20 protein-coding genes are annotated in these 17,573 nt (G+C 57.9%); all 20 read left to right on the top strand.

Going from position 1 to position 17,573, the window contains the following annotated elements; translation table 11 throughout:
- Positions 1 to 21: 21 nt before the first annotated feature.
- The 20 genes from C0U40_RS07220 (at position 22) to C0U40_RS07130 (ending at position 17,568) form a co-directional block, all read left to right on the top strand.
- Positions 22 to 765, top strand: a complete 744-nt coding sequence (locus tag C0U40_RS07220) for a HisA/HisF-related TIM barrel protein (RefSeq protein ID WP_101655086.1) — start codon at positions 22 to 24, stop codon at positions 763 to 765.
- A 111-nt stretch (positions 766 to 876) separates the two neighbouring features.
- Complete coding sequence (gene fabF / locus C0U40_RS07215; RefSeq protein WP_101655085.1) at positions 877 to 2,136, top strand: beta-ketoacyl-ACP synthase II; 1,260 nt, start codon at positions 877 to 879, stop codon at positions 2,134 to 2,136.
- Positions 2,137 to 2,211: 75 nt separating this feature from the next.
- Positions 2,212 to 3,378, top strand: coding sequence for an endolytic transglycosylase MltG (gene mltG, locus C0U40_RS07210; protein WP_101655084.1), 1,167 nt, complete (start codon positions 2,212 to 2,214; stop codon positions 3,376 to 3,378).
- 221 nt (positions 3,379 to 3,599) lie between these two features.
- On the top strand, positions 3,600 to 3,926 hold the full coding sequence (locus tag C0U40_RS20085) for a hypothetical protein (protein WP_145991905.1): 327 nt from the start codon (positions 3,600 to 3,602) through the stop codon (positions 3,924 to 3,926).
- On the top strand, positions 3,868 to 5,223 hold the full coding sequence (locus tag C0U40_RS07205; protein WP_286134838.1) for a DNA-packaging protein: 1,356 nt from the start codon (positions 3,868 to 3,870) through the stop codon (positions 5,221 to 5,223). The genes C0U40_RS20085 and C0U40_RS07205 overlap by 59 nt, the downstream gene beginning before the upstream one ends.
- Before the next feature lie 48 nt (positions 5,224 to 5,271).
- Entirely contained in the window at positions 5,272 to 6,450 is a 1,179-nt protein-coding gene (locus C0U40_RS07200) for a phage portal protein (protein ID WP_101655083.1), read from the top strand.
- Positions 6,443 to 6,679 carry a GTA head formation protein, RCAP_rcc01685 family gene (locus C0U40_RS07195; protein ID WP_101655082.1) on the top strand — a complete coding sequence of 79 codons (237 nt, stop codon included), beginning with the start codon at positions 6,443 to 6,445 and terminating at the stop codon, positions 6,677 to 6,679. Before C0U40_RS07200 ends, C0U40_RS07195 begins: the two co-directional genes overlap by 8 nt.
- Positions 6,680 to 6,712: 33 nt before the next feature.
- Positions 6,713 to 7,270 carry an HK97 family phage prohead protease gene (locus tag C0U40_RS07190; RefSeq protein ID WP_101655081.1) on the top strand — a complete coding sequence of 186 codons (558 nt, stop codon included), beginning with the start codon at positions 6,713 to 6,715 and terminating at the stop codon, positions 7,268 to 7,270.
- 57 nt (positions 7,271 to 7,327) lie between these two features.
- Positions 7,328 to 8,527, top strand: a complete 1,200-nt coding sequence (locus C0U40_RS07185; RefSeq protein WP_101655080.1) for a phage major capsid protein — start codon at positions 7,328 to 7,330, stop codon at positions 8,525 to 8,527.
- Positions 8,528 to 8,674: 147 nt separating this feature from the next.
- Positions 8,675 to 9,262, top strand: coding sequence for a head-tail connector protein (locus C0U40_RS07180; protein ID WP_101655423.1), 588 nt, complete (start codon positions 8,675 to 8,677; stop codon positions 9,260 to 9,262).
- Positions 9,262 to 9,603, top strand: coding sequence for a head-tail adaptor protein (locus C0U40_RS07175; RefSeq protein WP_101655079.1), 342 nt, complete (start codon positions 9,262 to 9,264; stop codon positions 9,601 to 9,603). Before C0U40_RS07180 ends, C0U40_RS07175 begins: the two co-directional genes overlap by 1 nt.
- Positions 9,600 to 10,010: a DUF3168 domain-containing protein gene (locus tag C0U40_RS07170; protein ID WP_101655078.1), complete on the top strand. Its 411-nt coding sequence runs from the start codon at positions 9,600 to 9,602 to the stop codon at positions 10,008 to 10,010. Before C0U40_RS07175 ends, C0U40_RS07170 begins: the two co-directional genes overlap by 4 nt.
- A gap of 51 nt (positions 10,011 to 10,061) precedes the next feature.
- Entirely contained in the window at positions 10,062 to 10,475 is a 414-nt protein-coding gene (locus C0U40_RS07165; protein WP_101655077.1) for a phage major tail protein, TP901-1 family, read from the top strand.
- Positions 10,475 to 10,801, top strand: coding sequence for a gene transfer agent family protein (locus C0U40_RS07160; protein WP_101655076.1), 327 nt, complete (start codon positions 10,475 to 10,477; stop codon positions 10,799 to 10,801). The genes C0U40_RS07165 and C0U40_RS07160 overlap by 1 nt, the downstream gene beginning before the upstream one ends.
- The gene (locus C0U40_RS07155; protein ID WP_101655075.1) at positions 10,794 to 10,973 is read left to right on the top strand and encodes a rcc01693 family protein; all 180 of its coding nucleotides are present in this window, start codon (positions 10,794 to 10,796) and stop codon (positions 10,971 to 10,973) included. The genes C0U40_RS07160 and C0U40_RS07155 overlap by 8 nt, the downstream gene beginning before the upstream one ends.
- A 21-nt stretch (positions 10,974 to 10,994) precedes the next feature.
- Positions 10,995 to 11,660, top strand: coding sequence for a phage tail tape measure protein (locus tag C0U40_RS07150; RefSeq protein WP_101655074.1), 666 nt, complete (start codon positions 10,995 to 10,997; stop codon positions 11,658 to 11,660).
- Positions 11,661 to 11,672: 12 nt separating this feature from the next.
- Positions 11,673 to 12,305 carry a DUF2460 domain-containing protein gene (locus C0U40_RS07145; RefSeq protein ID WP_101655422.1) on the top strand — a complete coding sequence of 211 codons (633 nt, stop codon included), beginning with the start codon at positions 11,673 to 11,675 and terminating at the stop codon, positions 12,303 to 12,305.
- Positions 12,305 to 13,192, top strand: coding sequence for a DUF2163 domain-containing protein (locus tag C0U40_RS07140; RefSeq protein WP_101655073.1), 888 nt, complete (start codon positions 12,305 to 12,307; stop codon positions 13,190 to 13,192). Before C0U40_RS07145 ends, C0U40_RS07140 begins: the two co-directional genes overlap by 1 nt.
- Positions 13,193 to 13,645, top strand: a complete 453-nt coding sequence (locus C0U40_RS07135) for an NlpC/P60 family protein (RefSeq protein WP_286134834.1) — start codon at positions 13,193 to 13,195, stop codon at positions 13,643 to 13,645.
- Positions 13,645 to 17,568 carry a baseplate multidomain protein megatron gene (locus C0U40_RS07130; RefSeq protein ID WP_101655072.1) on the top strand — a complete coding sequence of 1,308 codons (3,924 nt, stop codon included), beginning with the start codon at positions 13,645 to 13,647 and terminating at the stop codon, positions 17,566 to 17,568. The genes C0U40_RS07135 and C0U40_RS07130 overlap by 1 nt, the downstream gene beginning before the upstream one ends.
- Positions 17,569 to 17,573: the final 5 nt, after the last annotated feature.

The following is a 17,573-nucleotide window of genomic DNA, read 5'->3' as shown; positions in this document are numbered from 1 at the left end:
ACGAAGCGGGGAGGCTGTGCCATGATCATATATCCAACAATCGAGTTAAAAGACGGGAAATGTGTCAGCCTGACACGGGGCCGTCTGGAAGAAGCTGCTGTCTGGCATGTGGATCCATTAAGTGTGGCAAAAAGTTTTGCCGAGGCTGGTGCGTCGTGGATGCAAGTTACGGATTTCAATGCGATTGAGGGCGGTTCGGAGAATGTCGAACTGGTCGAGGAGATCATTCGCACAGTCGGTATTCCGGTGCAGGTTGCAGGCGGGATGCGCAGTGTGGAATCTGCGGTGCGGTGGATTGACAAAGGTGCGGGGCGCATTGTGATCGGTACGGCGGCAGTAAAGCAACCGGCTTTGGTGCAGCAACTGGCACGGGCCTTTCCCGACCAGATTATTGTGGCGGTGGACTGCTGGCGCGGGCGCGTTCTGACAGACGGCTGGCGGGAAGAAAGCATGTTTGCGCCGATTCCGTTCCTGCGCAGTTATTCCGATGCACCACTGGCCGGTTTTCTTGTGACCGATGTTGATGCCGATGTCGAAGATATTGAGGTTGGGGCTTCTGAAATTTCGGTTTTGGCTGCAAGCACGCGTCACCCTGTGATTGCCAGCGGGCTGGTGCGCACGCTTGATGATGTCTCTATGTTGAAATACGCGGGCCATTGTGACGGCGTGATCATCGGGCGGGCGCTGTTCAACAAAACCGTCGATTTGCGCAAGGCTCTGGAAATTGCCGTTCCCGAGGTGGAAGAGATCGCCAGCTTTGTCTGACGGTATAGTGCCAAACGTATGATTGAGATTTGAAGCCGCCAATTACTTGCCCAGAGTGGCGCAAGGCTGTAGAGAGGCTTGGAAGTAAATAACCAAGATACGAGGGCTAGTATGCGTCGGGTTGTTGTCACAGGTTTGGGTATGGTTTCGCCGCTGGCATGCGGTGTTGAAGAAACATGGAAGCGTTTGCTGGCGGGTGACAGCGCTGCGGGTACAATTACGCGGTTTGATGCGGATCATCTGGCGACGAATTACGCCTGTGAAATCCCGCGCGGGGATGGCTCTGACGGGACATTCAATCCGGATGACTGGATGGAGCCGAAAGAGCAGCGTAAAGTAGACGACTTTATCCTCTATGGCATCGCGGCGGCGACACAGGCTGTTGAGGATAGCGGCTGGACCCCGAAAGAGGAAGAAGACTTCCACCGGACCGGTGTTCTGATCGGCTCGGGGATTGGTGGTCTGGATTCCATTGCAAAGACTGCGATCACTCTGAAAGAAAAGGGACCGCGCCGCGTGTCACCTTTCTTTATTCCGGGGGCTCTTATCAATCTGGTTTCCGGTCAGGTTTCCATCAAATACGGCTTTAAAGGCCCGAACCATTCGGTTGTGACAGCCTGTTCCACAGGGGCTCATGCGATTGGCGATGCGGCGAGGATCATTGCGCTTGATGATGCGGACGTTATGATTGCCGGTGGTGCGGAAGGCGCGATCTGTGAAATTGGCATGGCGGGCTTTAACGCCTGTAAGGCGCTGAGCACGAAACGCCGTGACGACCCGAAATCTGCGAGCAGACCTTATGATGCAGACCGTGACGGTTTCGTCATGGGCGAAGGTGCCGGTATCGTGGTTCTGGAAGAATACGAGCACGCCAAGGCCCGTGGTGCAAAGATTTATGCCGAAGTTCTCGGTTACGGGATGTCAGGTGATGCCTATCACATCACCGCGCCGTCCGAAGACGGTGACGGCGGCTTCCGTGCCATGAAAGCGGCGCTGAAGCGGGCTGGCCTGGAGCCGGATGACGTGGACTACATCAACGCACACGGCACATCCACGATGGCTGACACGATCGAGTTGGGCGCGGTGGAGCGTTTGCTTGGTGATCATGCCAAGGATGCAACAATGTCGTCGACCAAATCGTCGATCGGGCATCTTTTGGGTGCAGCCGGTGCGGTTGAGGCAATCTTCTGTATCCTCGCACTGCGGGACCAGATTGCACCACCTACGATCAATCTGGACAATCCTGCTGTGGACAGCAAAATCGACCTTGCGCCGAATTCCGCGCGTAAACGGGAGATTGAAGTCGCGTTGTCGAACTCTTTCGGGTTTGGTGGTACGAACGCTTGCCTGATTATGGGGCGCGCTTCCTGAGCGCCCCTGAACGGGTTTCGGTAAGATATTTGCCGCACCGGTGACAGCATCGGCGGCACAGCGGAAAGCGCAAAGATGGCACGGCATATTGCGGCGAACTTCGTCAACCTTTTGATTGTGCTGCTGGTGGTTGCCGGCGGTTTGTTCTTCTGGGCCAAGGCGGAGTTTACCCGCCCCGGACCGTTGCAGAACTCAATTTACATCGAGGTGCCGCGCGGTGGTACGGTCAGCCGGCTGTCCAAGAATTTGGAAGAGCAGGGCGCTGTTACATACGGGCTGATTATGCGGGTTGCATCGGATTACAACGGGCAGGCCAGCCAGTTGAAGTTCGGGAACTACGAAATTCCGGCACGTGCTTCGATGGCGGATATTCTGGACATTGTCACCAAGGGCGGGGCGGGTTCTTTCCGCTTCCTTGCCAATTATCGTATTGGTATCCGTGGTGCGAAAATGACCCTGTCCGAACGGGAACCCGGCACTGGGAAGACCGAGGAACTGGCTGAATTCGATGAAGGTGCAGAACTGCCGGAACCTTATGCCAAGCTGGTCGAGGAAAAAACGCCGATTGTTTACCGGATTACTGTGGCGGAAGGTACTACCAGCTGGCAGATTGTTGAAAGCCTGAAACAGGCGGATTTCCTTGGTGGCACGTTCGAGAATGTACCCCCGGAAGGAATGCTCTCTCCGAACACTTATGAGGTGCGGCGCGGTACGCTTGTAGAAGATGTGATCGAGCAGATGTATCAGGCTCAGGAACGTATTCTCGCGGAAGAGTGGGAGAACCGTGCAGAGGGTCTGCCGTTTGATACGCCCGAAGCCGCTTTGACGCTTGCTTCTATCATCGAGAAGGAAACCGGCGTTGCAGAGGAACGGGCCGAGGTTGCGGCGGTGTTTGTAAACCGTTTGAACAAGGGTATGAAACTGCAAATGGATTCCACCGTCGAGTATGGCATCACCAATGGTGAGGGTTTTCTGGAGCGGGGCCTGCGGCGGAGTGAGCTGTCAAAGAAGACGCCTTATAACACCTATATCATTGAGGGGCTGCCGCCTGGCCCGATCGGAAATCCCGGACGGGATGCGATTCACGCGACCCTGCATCCAAACGAAAGCAACAATTTGTTCTTCGTGGCTGACGGCACGGGTGGACATGCCTTTGCCGAAACTCTGGTCGAGCATAACGCAAATGTTGCCAAATGGCGTAAGATTGAAGCTGAGAAGCGGCGGCAAAGCAACGGCGGGTGACGACCTGCGTTCTGTGCGAAAAGGTTTGTTTTCAGTTGGTTAGGCGATGCGTTGCGCCTTTGGTGTTGCGTGGGACGAGCGGGTTTGATTGACTTTGCGACCGCGCACCGGTATACCTTTGGACAAGATGGAAGAAGTGGGTAACGACCCGGGCAGAATATGCCTAGGGTCGTTTTTCGTTTCTGTCGTCGCGGTGACGGCACCGGTAGGAACCCTTATACATGACAAATATTGAAGACGTGGACGTGCAAGCGTTGCCGCTGCTTTTGCGTGACGCGCGGGCAGCTGTGGCTGATCTGCGCAAGCGTATTATTCGCGATTTGTCCGAGAGGTCTCCTCATGCCGAACCTATCTCAACTGCGCAGTTATTGACCCTAGTACGGGAATACAGTGCCGCAGTTTTGCATGTAACGTCGCTTGAGGCCCACATTGAAAAACACAGCAGCGCCATCCGCGGTGTCGTCCAAGGAGACGCCGTCAACCTTAACGATGCAAGACGGGAAGTCCTTGACCGACTTGCTCGGTTCCGCGACCGAAGCGGAGATTGAAGATTTTCTCTCAGGTCTTAGCGATCAAACGTTGATGGCCTTGCCTTATCTGTTCGATTTCTGGGCCTTGCCCCACCAGCGGGAGCCAAAAGGCGATTGGGCCAGTTGGGTGATCATGGGGGGGCGTGGTGCGGGGAAGACCCGTGCTGGCGCGGAATGGGTGCGCCAGCAGGTTGAGGGTGCAGAGCCGTTTGATACAGGACGATACCGCCGCGTTGCGCTGGTGGGGGAGACAATGGATCAGGTCCGTGAAGTGATGGTGTTTGGCGAAAGCGGCATCATGGCTTGTAGCCCGCCAGATCGCAAACCGGAGTGGCAGGGATCCCGCCGCGTGTTGGTCTGGCCGAACGGGGCCGAGGCCTGGGCAATGTCTGCGAGCAGTCCGGAGAGTTTGCGGGGTCCGCAATTTGACTGCGCTTGGGCAGATGAGTTGGGCAAATGGCGGCGGGGGAGGGATTGCTGGGACATGCTGCAATTTGCGCTCCGGTTGGGGGATAAACCCCGTACGCTTGTGACAACGACACCGCGCAACATCGGAGTGTTAAAGGAGATACTGAAGGCAAAGGACACGGTGGTGACCCATGCTCCTACAGAGGCAAATAAAGCCAACCTCGCCCCCGGGTTTTTAAGGAAGGTTTACACGGATTACAGCGGTACGCGTTTGGGACGGCAGGAACTGGATGGCAGGATGCTGGAAGATGCGGAAGGCGCATTGTGGCCGATGGAGCGACTGGAGGAGTTGCGGCGGGCCGAAGTGCCGGAGCTGGACCGGATTGTGGTTGCGGTTGATCCGCCGGCGTCTGGCAAGTCCACATCTGATGCCTGCGGGATTGTAGTTGCTGGAATGCAGATGATAGGCGCGGGCCCGCAGGACTGGCGGGCGTGGGTGCTGGAGGATGCGAGCATTCGGGGCGCGAGCCCTGCAAAGTGGGCTGCACAGGTAATAGAGGCTGTGCGCAGTTGGCAGGCTGACCGTGTTGTCGCCGAGGTTAATCAGGGCGGCGATATGGTCGAGAGCGTTTTGCGCCAGCAAGATCCGCTGCTTGCCTACCGCGGTGTCCATGCTTCCCGCGGTAAAGCGGTCAGGGCGGAACCTGTGGCGGCGCTTTACGAGCAGGGCCGCGTGTTTCACGCGCCCGGATTGCAGGCGTTAGAGGCACAGATGGGGGATATGACGCTGCTGGGATACGAGGGCAAAGGATCGCCGGATCGGGTGGATGCGCTGGTCTGGGCTTTGACAGATTTGATGATAGATCCGGCTGCGAAATTCAAGAGACCACAGATACGCCGCCTGTAATACGTCTCGTAACGCGCTGTTTTGTATGAAATTTAGGAGTGATAACAGATGGTACTGCAATTTTTGCGCAGTGCGTCCCAAAGGGATGTGCCGGAAGAAAAAAGCTCGGCCGCGGGACCGGTGATCGCGTTTCATGGATCGGGGCGGCCCGCCTGGTCTGCGCGGGACGTGGGGAGTTTGACGCGCAGCGGGTTTCTGGCAAATCCTGTCGGATTCCGTTGCGTGAAGATGATTGCCGAGGCAGCGGCAGCGGTACCATTGATCGTGGGCGGGTCGGAAACCCGGTTTGAGGTGCATCCGTTAATCGACCTGCTAGCGCGGCCCAACGGGCTTCAGGGGGGCGCGGATCTGCTGGAAAGTTTTTACGGGCAGTTCCTGTTGTCCGGCGACGGATATCTTGAGGCGGCGGGGAGCGGCACAGATGGTGGTCCGGCCGAGATTTATGTGCTCCGCTCCGACCGGATGAAGGTGGTTCCCGGCGCTGACGGGTGGCCGGAAGCTTATGAATATTCGGTCGGTTCCCGCAAGGTTCGCTTTGACATGGGGGCGGAGCTTCCGCCGGTTTGTCATGTGCGGGCGTTCCATCCTCTGGATGATCATTATGGCTTGTCCCCGATACAGGCGGCAGCGACGGCACTGGATGTTCACAATGCGGCCTGCCGGTGGTCCAAGGCGCTGCTGGACAATGCGGCGCGGCCCAGTGGTGCGATTGTGTACCGCGGGGTGGATGGACAGGGAAGTTTGCAGGCGGACCAGTATGACCGGCTGGTTGAGGAAATCGAGGCAAATCATCAGGGTGCGCGCAATGCGGGGCGTCCGATGTTGCTGGAAGGCGGGTTGGACTGGAAACCGATGGGGTTTTCGCCTTCGGATATGGAGTTCCAAAAAACGAAGGAAAGTGCGGCGCGTGAGGTGGCTTTGGCCTTTGGCGTGCCGCCTATGCTGCTGGGGCTGCCCGGAGATGCGACTTATGCGAATTATGCAGAAGCGAACCGCGCGTTTTACCGTCTGACGGTTTTGCCGCTGGTGCAGAAGCTGGCGGCGGCTTTGTCGGCGTGGCTGCCTGCATTTTACGGTGAAGCGATACGGCTGTCGGCGGATCTGGATGGTATCCCCGCGCTCGCGATAGAGCGGGAGGCGCAGTGGCGCCGCGTGGCCGAGGCAGGTTTTCTGACCGATCGGGAAAAGCGGAGGCTGTTGGGCTTGCCGGCAGAACCGGATGAGTAGGGGCGTCGGGTCGCGTTATCTGTACGAACCTTTCGAGGCGGCTGCGAAGCTGGAAACACATCGTCAGGTAACGGATGAACGATGGATCGCACTGGAGCGGCGGCTTGAGATGATCGAGAGCGCCCTGGATCGGCTGGAGCGGCGAATCTGGTTAGCGGTTTACGGCGTGGTCGGGTTCGTTCTGACACGTGGGATTCTGGTGCTTCTGGATGTGACGCAGCAGGTTTGATGCCCTCTGGCATCGCAATTTAGAGGAAACGGAATGGGATATGCGGAAAGCGCCTTGGCGCTGGAGAGGAAGTTTTGCCGGTTTAAGGACGGGATCGATGTTTCGGGAGACTGTGAGATATCGGGCTATGCGTCGGTTTTCGGGGCTTCGGACCAGAGCGGCGACGTGGTGCAAAAAGGGGCTTACGGGCGCAGCCTGAAAACGATGGCGCAGGACGGGCGGCGGGTGAAAATGCTTTGGCAGCACGATCCGGCCAAGCCGATCGGCGTCTGGCAGGAGGTGCGGGAGGATACCAAGGGCCTGTTTGTGAAGGGGCGCATTCTGGCGGATGTGCAGGCGGGTTCCGAAGCTTTGTCGTTAATCAAGGCTGGAGCAATTGAAGGGCTTTCCATCGGGTATCGAACTGTTCGGTCGGAAAAATCAAGCAAGGGCAACAGGTTATTGTGTGAACTTGATCTGTGGGAGGTGTCGCTGGTGACTTTCCCGATGTTGCCCGAAGCGCGGATTGGCGCTGGTGCAAAAGAGGATGAAACCCTGGCTGAAGAACTGGTTGCCACGCTTGCCGCTGCAAAGGCACGGCTGTCCGGGTGACGGGTTTCTGCGTCTCCGGAGATAACCCAAAATTTTAACCACAGCACAGGATTGATCATGAGCATATCGACTACCGCGGCGCCGCGAGGCGTGAAAGAGGCCAAGTCCATGCCTTCGCTTCAGGTGAAGGCTGCGATGGAAGATTTTCTACAGGACGTAACCAAAGTGAATAGCGATTTGAAAGACCGACTTCAGGAACAGGAAAAGAGATTGAACATGCTGGAACGCAAGAACACTGGCGCGCGGCGCCCTGTATTGTCCGCTGTGAGCGAGGTTGAGGTGCCACACAAGAAGGCATTTGCAGCCTATCTGCGCAGCGGTGACGACGATGCAATGAGGGCATTGAATATGGAAGAAAAGGCGTTGTCGACAGCGGTTTCCGGCGATGGGGGCTATCTGGTTGATCCCCAGACTGCGGATCAGATTGCCGGTGTGCTACATGCGACCGCCTCTATCCGCTCGATTGCTAATGTAGTGGCGGTGGAATCCACGGCCTATGACGTGCTGGTGGATCACACCGAGCTTGGGGCGGGATGGGCTACCGAGGCCGGGGCCGCATCCGAGACTGCAACGCCGCAGGTTGAGCGGATTTCGATCCCGCTGCATGAACTTTCAGCTTTGCCCAAAGCTTCCCAGCGGTTGCTGGATGACAGTGCCTTTGACGTGGAAGGTTGGCTGGCGTCGCGGATTGCCGACAAATTCTCCCGCGCGGAAGGGGTGGCTTTTGTGTCCGGTGACGGTGTGGACAAGCCGACGGGTTTTCTGACCTATACCACAGTGGCAAACGACAGTTGGAGTTGGGGTGATCTTGGCTATGTGGCAACAGGAGCTGACGGAGACTTTGCAGCGGTCGACCCTGCGGATGCGATTGTGGATCTGGTTTATTCGCTGGGCGCGCGCTATCGCGCGAATGCGACCTTTGTGATGAATTCCAAGACAGCGGGTGCCGTGCGCAAGATGAAGGACGCGGACGGGCGGTTCTTGTGGTCCGACGGATTGGCTGCGGGGGAGCCTGCACGCCTTATGGGATATGCGGTGCTGGTGGCCGAGGATATGCCGGACATTTCCAGCGGCGCAAATGCCATTGCATTTGGCGACTTTGCGGCTGGCTATACTGTGGCAGAGCGGCCGGATCTGCGGATTCTGCGCGATCCGTTTAGCGCCAAACCTCATGTATTGTTCTACGCCACGAAACGTGTTGGCGGGGATGTCAGCGATTTCGCGGCAATCAAACTGCTGAAATTCGCCGTTTCTTAATCAAAAGCAGGAGTCCCTTTCAGGGATGGGGCAACGGGGTTCGCTGCGTTGCTTCTGGTGTGCTGCGGGTCGGTTCTGCTGTCCTCCGTCCAGCCGGCCCGCACGCACCGCATTTATCAATTTGATCCGTATTGGGAGAATACGCTTATGATTTTGACTGAACTTTCAAGCGTTCCGAGCGGATCGCTGCCTCTGGCTTTGCTGAAGGAGCATTTGCGTTTGGGGACAGGGTTTTCCAGTGAAGCGGAGCAGGACGATCTGTTGGAAGCCTATTTGCGCGCAGCGATTAGCGCGGTGGAGGGGCGGACAGGTTTGGTGCTGCTTGAAAAGTCCTTCAATTGGGCGCTGACGGGGTGGCGGCACTATGACAGGCAGGTTTTACCGGTTCGTCCTGTGCAATCGCTGGATGCTCTGACGCTGGTGGACAGGGAGGGTGCCGAGACGGTGATGCCGCCAGAATCCTATCATTTGGAAAAAGATAGTCAGAACCCTGCTTTGGTCGCGGTTGGGCTGGCGCTGGCAGTTATTCCGGAGGCGGGTCGCGCAGAGGTATCTTTTACCGCCGGTTATGGGGCTTCGTGGAGCGATATACCGCCAGATCTGGCGCGCGCTGTTCTGATGCTGGCGGCGGAATTCTACGAACACAGAGCGAGCCGTGAGGAAGGGCGTTTGCCTCCGGCGATCCTGTCGCTTTTGGAGCGGTTCAGAAAAGTACGCTTGCTGGGAGGGAGCTGATGGTGCGGAGTGTGGAGTTGAACCGGAAGTTGACGCTGGAACGGCGGCAGCGGGTTTCCGATGGTGCTGGCGGGTTCGAGCGGGACTGGGTGGCCTTGGGAGAGGTCTGGGCCGATGTGCAGATGCGCAGTGTGCGGGTGACTGAGGTTTCTGCGGGCACAACCGCTTTAGAGCGGCACAGGATAATAGTGCGCGGCGCACCACAGGGCGATCCGCAGCGCCCTATGCCGGGACAACGCTTTGTTGAAGGAAGCCGCGTTTACGGAATTGAATCGGTAACAGAGCATGACACTGCGGGATTATATCTGCTGTGTTGGACCCGTGAGGAGGTGCTTACGTGACCTATGCGGTTTCTCATGCACTTCAGCAGGGGGTCTATCTGGCTTTGAAGGCGGATGCGACTTTGACGGGGCTGGTTGGTAGCGATGTTTTTGACGCACCGCCAAGCGGGGCGATACCGGACCTTTATGTCCTGATCGGGGACGAACAGGCGCGGGACCGCTCCAGTGGTTCGGCAGGTGCGGCGGTGCATGATCTGGACATACGCGTGGTGTCTTCGGCGGCCGGGTTTGCCGGGGCTAAGCAGGTGGCAGGAGCGGTGTGCGATGCGGTGATCGGGGCGCAGATTGCCCTGACTCGGGGGCGGTTGGTGTCGCTTTCCTTTCGAACGGCGCGTGCATTGCGGGACGGCAGCCCCGAGCAGCGGCAGATCCGTCTGAAATTTCGCGCGTTTGTAGAAGACGACTGACCGGCAGCGGACCGGTTTCAGAAATAAGATCACAGGATTTAGGAGAGAGTAATGGCGGCACAGAACGGGAAAGATCTGTTGATCAAGGTGGATATGGACAATGCGGGAACGTTTGAGACGCTGGCAGGGCTGCGTGCCTCTCGTATTTCGTTCAACACGGAAACAGTGGATGTGACAGCGCTCGACAGCACAGGGGGGTGGCGGGAATTATTGTCGGGGGGCGGTGTCAAAACTGCGAGCATTAGCGGATCGGGGGTGTTTCGGGATGAAAACACAGACGAACGGGCGCGGCAGATCTTTTTTGACGGGCAGATCCCCGATTTTCAGGTGGTAATTCCTGATTTCGGCATCGTCGAAGGGGCATTCCAGATCACGTCACTGGAGTATGCGGGACAGTTTGACGGCGAGGCGACCTATGAAATGGCCTTCGCGTCGGCAGGTGCGCTGGCGTTTTCTGTGATTTGATGGCGAACCCTTATCGCGGCGAGGTGTCGCTGACAGTGGATGGCGTCGAGCGTGTGATGCGGCTGAGCCTCGGCGCGCTGGCGGCGCTTGAAACACGTCTCGGGACTGACGGGCTGTTACCGGTGATTGAACGGTTTGAACGGGGTGCTTTCAAGACAGATGATCTGGTCGCATTGCTTTGGGCTGGTTTGACGGGTGGAGGCTGGGAAGGAAGCGAGGCTGATTTGAAACAGGCGGAGATTGCGGGGGGTGCGATCGAGGCAGCGCGGGCTGCTGGAGTGTTGCTGCGGCTGACTTTCACGTTGCCGGAGGGGGCGGATGATTGACTGGGCCGGTTTAATGGCGCTGGGGCTGGGGCAGTTGCGCCTGTTGCCGGATCAGTTTTGGGCGCTGACGCCTGTGGAGCTGCTGATGATGGCAGGGGTGTCGCCCGGTGGCACGCCGGGTCTGAGCCGCGATCGGTTGAATGCGCTCTGCGCCCAGTTTCCTGACATCTAATTTCAACTTAGAGGACCAAGCATGAGTGACTATGGACCTGATCTGGAGACGCTGGAAAGCCAGCTTGAGTCTCTGGAAGGCAATATCTCTGTGACTGCGCGAATGTCGGCTGTGTTCCAGCAGGAGTTGCGCGGCATGCAGACGAGTATCTCGCTGGCGGAGAGGGAGGCGCGGGGGTTGTCCGGGACTTTGTCCAAGGGGCTGCGAGGGGCCTTCGGAGATGTGATCCTTGAGGGGGCGAAGTTTTCTGATGTGCTGGAGACTCTGGCACAGAGGATGATCCGCAGCACGTTCAACCAAGCGATGTCGCCGGTCACGGATGCGATAGGCGGCGCATTGAGCGGCGGCGTTAATTCGATCCTTGGCAGTATATTTCCAAGTGCGAAGGGGAATGTCTTTTCCGGGGGACGGGCAACTGCTTTCGCCAAGGGGGGGATCGTGGGCGGGCCGACAATGTTTCCCATGCGGGGCGGAATGGGATTGATGGGTGAGGCAGGACCGGAAGCCATCATGCCGTTGCGCCGCGGCGCGGACGGGCGGCTCGGCGTTGAGGGTGGCGGAGGCGGGAACGCGGTTAATATCACGATGAATATCACAACACCGGACGCAGAGAGCTTCACACGATCGCAGACTCAAGTGGCGGCAGGGATCAGTCGGGCCATCGCCCGTGGGAACCGGAACCAGTAGGGGATGCATATCATGAACTTTCATGAAGTCAGATTTCCAACGGGCTTGTCATTCGGGTCAAGCGGCGGGCCGGAGCGGCGCACCGAGATTGTGACGCTGAACAGCGGCTATGAAGAGCGTAACAGCCCCTGGGCCCATGCGCGACGGCGTTACGATGCAGGAGTTGCCATGCGTTCTACCGATGATCTGGAGACTGTGATCGCGTTTTTCGAGGCACGGCGCGGCCGGTTGTACGGGTTTCGCTGGAAGGACTGGACGGATTTCAAAAGCTGTCTGGCCTCTCGGGAGCCAACATTCGAAGATCAGGAGATCGCAGTGGGCGACAGTGTGACTGTGCAAATTCCCCTGTGTAAGTCCTATCGGTCAGGAGAGACCACATACTGCCGCGCTATTTCCAAGCCTGTTGAAGGAACTGTTTCCATCGGGATCGGCGGCGCCGAAGTTTTTGAAGGAGAGCATTTCGATGTGGACTATACGACGGGGGTCATCAGTTTTTATGAGGCGCCCCCCGAGGCGGCCCTCGTGACGGCAGGGTTTACGTTTGATGTGCCAGTGCGGTTTGACACCGACCGACTGGAAATGAGCATGGCGAGCTTTGCAGCCGGATCTGTGCCCAGTGTGCCAGTGGTAGAGGTACGTGTCTGATGCGTAGGATTGGTGAAGCAATGCAGGCGCATCTCAACAGTGGTGCAACAACGCTGTGCCGCGCTTGGGTGGTGCGGCGTACGGACGGAATGGTTTACGGATTTACGGATCACGACAGCGATTTGCTGGTCGAAGGCGTGCTGTGCGAAGCGGCATCCGGTATGGATGCAAGTGCGGTGGAAAGTTCTACCGGACTGGCGGTGGATAATTCGCAAGCTGTAGGGGCGCTGAGCTCGCTTGGCATCAATGATCTCGATATCGAGACAGGACGGTTTGACGGGGCCGAAGTCTTTCACTGGTTGGTCAACTGGAAGCGGCCAGAACAAACAATTCTGCAATTTCGCGGCACAATCGGAGAGGTGCGGCGGGGAAAAGGGGCTTTTGAAGCGGAGCTGCGCGGGTTGAGCGAAGCTTTAAACAAACCCGTGGGACGGACTTATCTGCGCCAGTGTGACCGGATTGTCGGGGACGGTAAATGCGGTGTGGACCTGTTTGCCGACGGGTTCGTGGCCGAAGATGTCGTAGATACCTCTAAGGGGCGGCGTGTAGTCGAGTTGAAGCATCTAAGCGCGTATGAGGAAGACTGGTTCGCACAGGGGCGGGTCACTTGGTTAAGCGGGCCGAATGAGGGAGCAGACGGTCTGGTTAAAGTGGACTACCGGCGGGGACCGGTGCACGTGGTCGAACTGTGGGAAGAGACCCGCTTTCCGATCGGGAATGGAGACCGGATTCGTTTGCACGCAGGATGCGACAAGCAGGCGGGCACCTGTCGGGAAAAATTTGGTAATTTCCTTAATTATCGCGGGTTTCCCCATATGCCCGGAGAAGATTTCAGTCTGACCTATCCCATTGCCGGGCGTCCGATGGACGGCGCACGGCGCGCTTAGATGACTCCGGAAATGCGCGAAGAGATCCTTGATGTGGCGCGAGGTTGGATTGGTACGCCTTATCGCCACCAATGCAGTGTAAAGGGGCATGGTGCGGATTGTCTGGGGCTGTTGCGCGGGGTCTGGCGCGAGGTATTTGGGGCGGAGCCCGAGGCGGTGCCAACCTATACGCCAGATTGGTCGGAGGCTTCCGGAGAGGAGCGACTGTGGCGTGCCGCGCGGCGGTATCTGGTGGCGGTGCCGGTCTGTCTGCCATGTTTCGGTGACGTGGTGTTGTTCCGTATGCGGCGGCAGGCCGTGGCGAAACATGTAGGGATCTTGAGCAGGTCGTCCGGTGGCCTTTCTACACTTGTGCACGCTTACAGCGGAAAAGGTGTTGTCGAGACGCCTTTGACCGAGGCTTGGATCCGCCGGATCGTAGCGCAATTCGAATTTCCCGAGAGGAGGGCCTAATGGCGACGATACTTTTATCTGCGGCGGGTGCTGCAATCGGCGGTACCTTTGGGGGAACTGTGCTGGGCCTGACAGGGGCGGCAATTGGCAAGGCGGTCGGGGCGAGCTTTGGCGGCATGATCGACCAGAAAATTCTGGGTAGCGGCAGTCTGGTCGTCGAGACCGGCCGTCTGGAAAGTTTCCGTCTTCAGGGGGTGAGCGAGGGCGCGGCGGTGCCTCGGGTGATGGGGCGCGCACGGATTGCAGGGCAACTGATTTGGGCAAGCCGGTTCGAAGAACATATCAACACGCAAACCTCGGGCGGGGGCAAGGGTACTGGTGGTGCGCGGGTTACAACCAAGTCCTATTCTTATACGGTGAATGTGGCATTTGCGCTGGGCGAAGGGATCGTCGACAAGATCGGGCGGATTTGGGCGGACGGGCAGGAAATCAGCCGCGACGGATTGGCGATTGCGTTCTATCCCGGAGATGAGACTCAGGTGCCCGATCCGACGATCTCTGCGATAGAGGGGTTGGAGAATGCGCCAAGTTATCGGGGCACGGCCTATATCGTTTTCGAAGATCTTGATCTCGGGCCGTTTGGCAACCGGATTCCCCAATTCAATTTCGAAGTGTTCCGGAAGGCGCAGCCCGAACATAGCACACTGGACGACCCGTCGCGGGATATTACCGGTGTCTGTCTGATCCCCGGAACCGGTGAGTATTCTCTGGCGGTGACGCCGGTAGAATATCCGGGCGATTTCGGCGAAGGCAAATTTGCGAATGTGAACTCTCCGCGCGGGAATACCGACTTAGTGCACGCGCTGGATGATCTTCGAGAGGACGTGCCGAATATTGCTTCTGTATCTCTTGTTGTGAGCTGGTTTGGCGATGACCTGCGTTGTGGGTCTTGTCGTCTGACCCCCCGTGTGGAGCAGACCGAGGTAGATGGTACGCCGATTCCTTGGGTTGTGTCGGGTGTGACGCGTGCCTCCGCCGGTTTGGTAAGCTTTGACGGCGGACGGCCTGCCTATGGGGGAACCCCTGCAGACGGGGCGGTTCTGGAGGCGATAGAATACATGAAAGAGGCGGGGCAGAGTGTTGTTTTCTATCCGTTTATCCTGATGGATATTCAGGAAGGTAACGGGTTGCCTGATCCGTATAGCGACAACCCCGACCAGCCTGTTATGCCGTGGCGGGGGCGGATTACGACGGCTAAGGCGGCAGGTTTGGTCGGGACCAGTGACAAAACACCGGCAGCGGCGGCGGAAGTTGCGGATTTCTTCGGTATGGCCTCAGTAACAGATTTTTCAGTCGTCGACGGGGAGGTGCTTTATAGTGGTCCGGCGGAGTGGAGCTATCGCCGGTTTATTTTGCACTACGCCCATTTGTGCCTTGCCGCGGGCGGGGTGGAGGCCTTCAATATCGGGTCGGAAATGAGGGGGCTGACGCGTATTCGGGACGGAGTGGACAGTTTTCCGGCTGTTCTTGCCTTGCAGCAGCTTGCAAGCGATGTGCGGACGGTTTTGGGGCCAGATGTCAAAATCGGGTACGCGGCGGATTGGTCTGAGTATTTTGGCTATCATCCGTCGGATGGATCGGGGGATGTGTTGTTCCATCTCGATCCGCTGTGGGCACAAGCAGAAATCGACTACATCGGGATCGACAATTACATGCCGCTCTCAGACTGGCGGGACAGTTTGGGGCATCTCGATGAGGGGGAAGGTTCGGTCTATTCTGTGGACTACCTGCGCAAGAATGTAGCGGGTGGTGAGGGATTTGACTGGTATTATGCGGATGCTGCAGGGCGGGATGCGCAGGACCGTATTCCGATCACGGATGACGCATACGGGGAGCCTTGGGTGTTTCGTTACAAGGATCTGGTGAGTTGGTGGAGCAAAGAGCATTACAACCGTCTGGGCGGGGTCCGGCAGAGTGTTCCGACACAGTGGCAGCGCAAATCCAAACCGATCCGCTTTACCGAGTTGGGATGTCCCGCAGTCGATAAGGGAGCGAACCAGCCAAATGTGTTCTTTGACCCTAAATCATCGGAATCTGCCCTGCCGTACTATTCTGATGGTTCCGTTGATACCCTGATGCAGGCGCAGTATCTGCGGGCGACTTACGCACACTGGCTGGAGCCTGACAATAATCCGGTTTCGGACGTGTATTTCGCGCCGATGGTGGACATTGCGAACAGTCATGTCTGGGCATGGGATGCGCGGCCCTGGCCGGATTTTCCGAACCGGCTTGATGTGTGGAGCGACGGGGAAAACTACGGGCGGGGACATTGGATCACGGGGCGGTTCTCGGACCAGTCTCTTGGGGCAATTGTATCGGAAATTTGTGACATTTCGGGTTTGCGGGACATTGATGTCTCAGAGCTTTACGGTTCGACCATCGGCTTTGCCCTGACCTCGGTTGAGTCAGGGCGTCAGAGCTTGCAACCCCTTATGCTGGCGTTTGATTTTTCCTGTGCGGAAACAGACGGCAAGCTGGTTTTCAAGAACCGGAGCGAGCAGATTGCATTCACGGCAGTGCCTGCGGATCTGGCCGTCGCGGAGTCCATCCCCGTTGTTGCGAAAACCCGCGCGCCGGCGGCAGAAACCGTCGGGCGTGTTCGGGTATCATTTTGGGACGAAACACGGGATTACCAGACTGCAACATCCGGGTTTGCCCTTTCCGACGACGAAAGCCAGGCCACGTCCCATGTGTCGCTGCCATTGGTTCTGCGGCCCGGTACAGGGGTGAATCTGGCGAGCAGATGGCTTGTGTCGGCGAGGGTCGCGCAGGATGAGGTGAAGCTTTCTTTCCCGCCGAGCGTGCAGGGGCTGGTTGCTGGCGATGTTTTCAAGCTTGATGACGGAGGGACTGCTGCGACCTATCGGATCGAAAGGATTTTCGAACAGGGCGCACGGGAGGCAGAGGCCGTGCGGGTCGAGCAATCGGTTTACAAACAGAAAGACGCAAGTTCGACGATCGGGACGGTTTCTGCGCTGCAACCGGTACGGGGTGTTGTCGTGCGCTTTCTTGATCTGCCAGTGCTTGAGGCAGATCAAGAAAGTACCGCCCCTTACGTGGTGGCTTCAGGGGCACCCTGGCCGGAAAGTGTGGCGGTGTTCAAGTCGGCGGAGGATGATGGTTACGTACTGGATACCATAATCGAGAGGCCCGCAAAGATAGGTAAGACGATGACGAATCTCTTTCGCGGGCCTGTTGGCCTTTGGGATGAGGCAAATACAGTTCGGGTGCGGATTTCCAGCGGAAGTCTGGACGGGCGCAGTGCGCTGGACGTTTTGAACGGTTCGAACGGTGTCGCTATCGGGACCGGTGCGGCGGCTGGCTGGGAAGTGTTTCAGTATCGCGAGGCTGAACTTCAATCCGATGGCAGTTACATTCTGCGGGGATTGTTGCGGGGGCAGTTGGGGAGTGACGCCGACATGCCCGATGTCTGGCCGGAAAGTTCCGAACTGGTGTTTCTGGATCGAATTCCCGATCGCCTGCGTCTCAATGAAGGGGATCGCGGGATCGAAAAATACTATCGCAGTGGGCCTGCTGGTAAACCTGTAGGCGATCCAACATATAACACTCGAACAGAAAGCTTTGATCTGGTGGCGTTGCGCCCGCTGTCTCCTGTGCATTTGCGCAGCCTGCGCGACGAGGAGGATTCAATTCAAATCAGCTGGGTCCGGCGCACGCGGATTGACGGGGACAGTTGGGAAGGGCTGGAGGTGCCTTTGGGCGAGGGAGCGGAACTTTACCGTGTTGATGTGATTGACGGCGCCGAGGTGCTGCGGAGCGAGATGGTCGGGACGCAGGGGTGGAGTTACTCTGCGACGATGCGTGCGGAAGATGGTGCCGCTGGCGCAGTGGATGTCAGGGTTTCGCAGGTTTCGGAGAAATTTGGTCCCGGGGCGGTTTCGGAATTAACTATACAAATTTAACTGCT

It is taken from the genome of Neptunicoccus cionae (assembly GCF_002860325.1).
In the GTDB taxonomy this organism is placed as follows: domain Bacteria; phylum Pseudomonadota; class Alphaproteobacteria; order Rhodobacterales; family Rhodobacteraceae; genus Amylibacter; species Amylibacter lutimaris.
The sequence above is the reverse complement of the archived record's forward strand: the minus strand, read 5'-3'. Positions and strand labels throughout refer to the sequence as shown.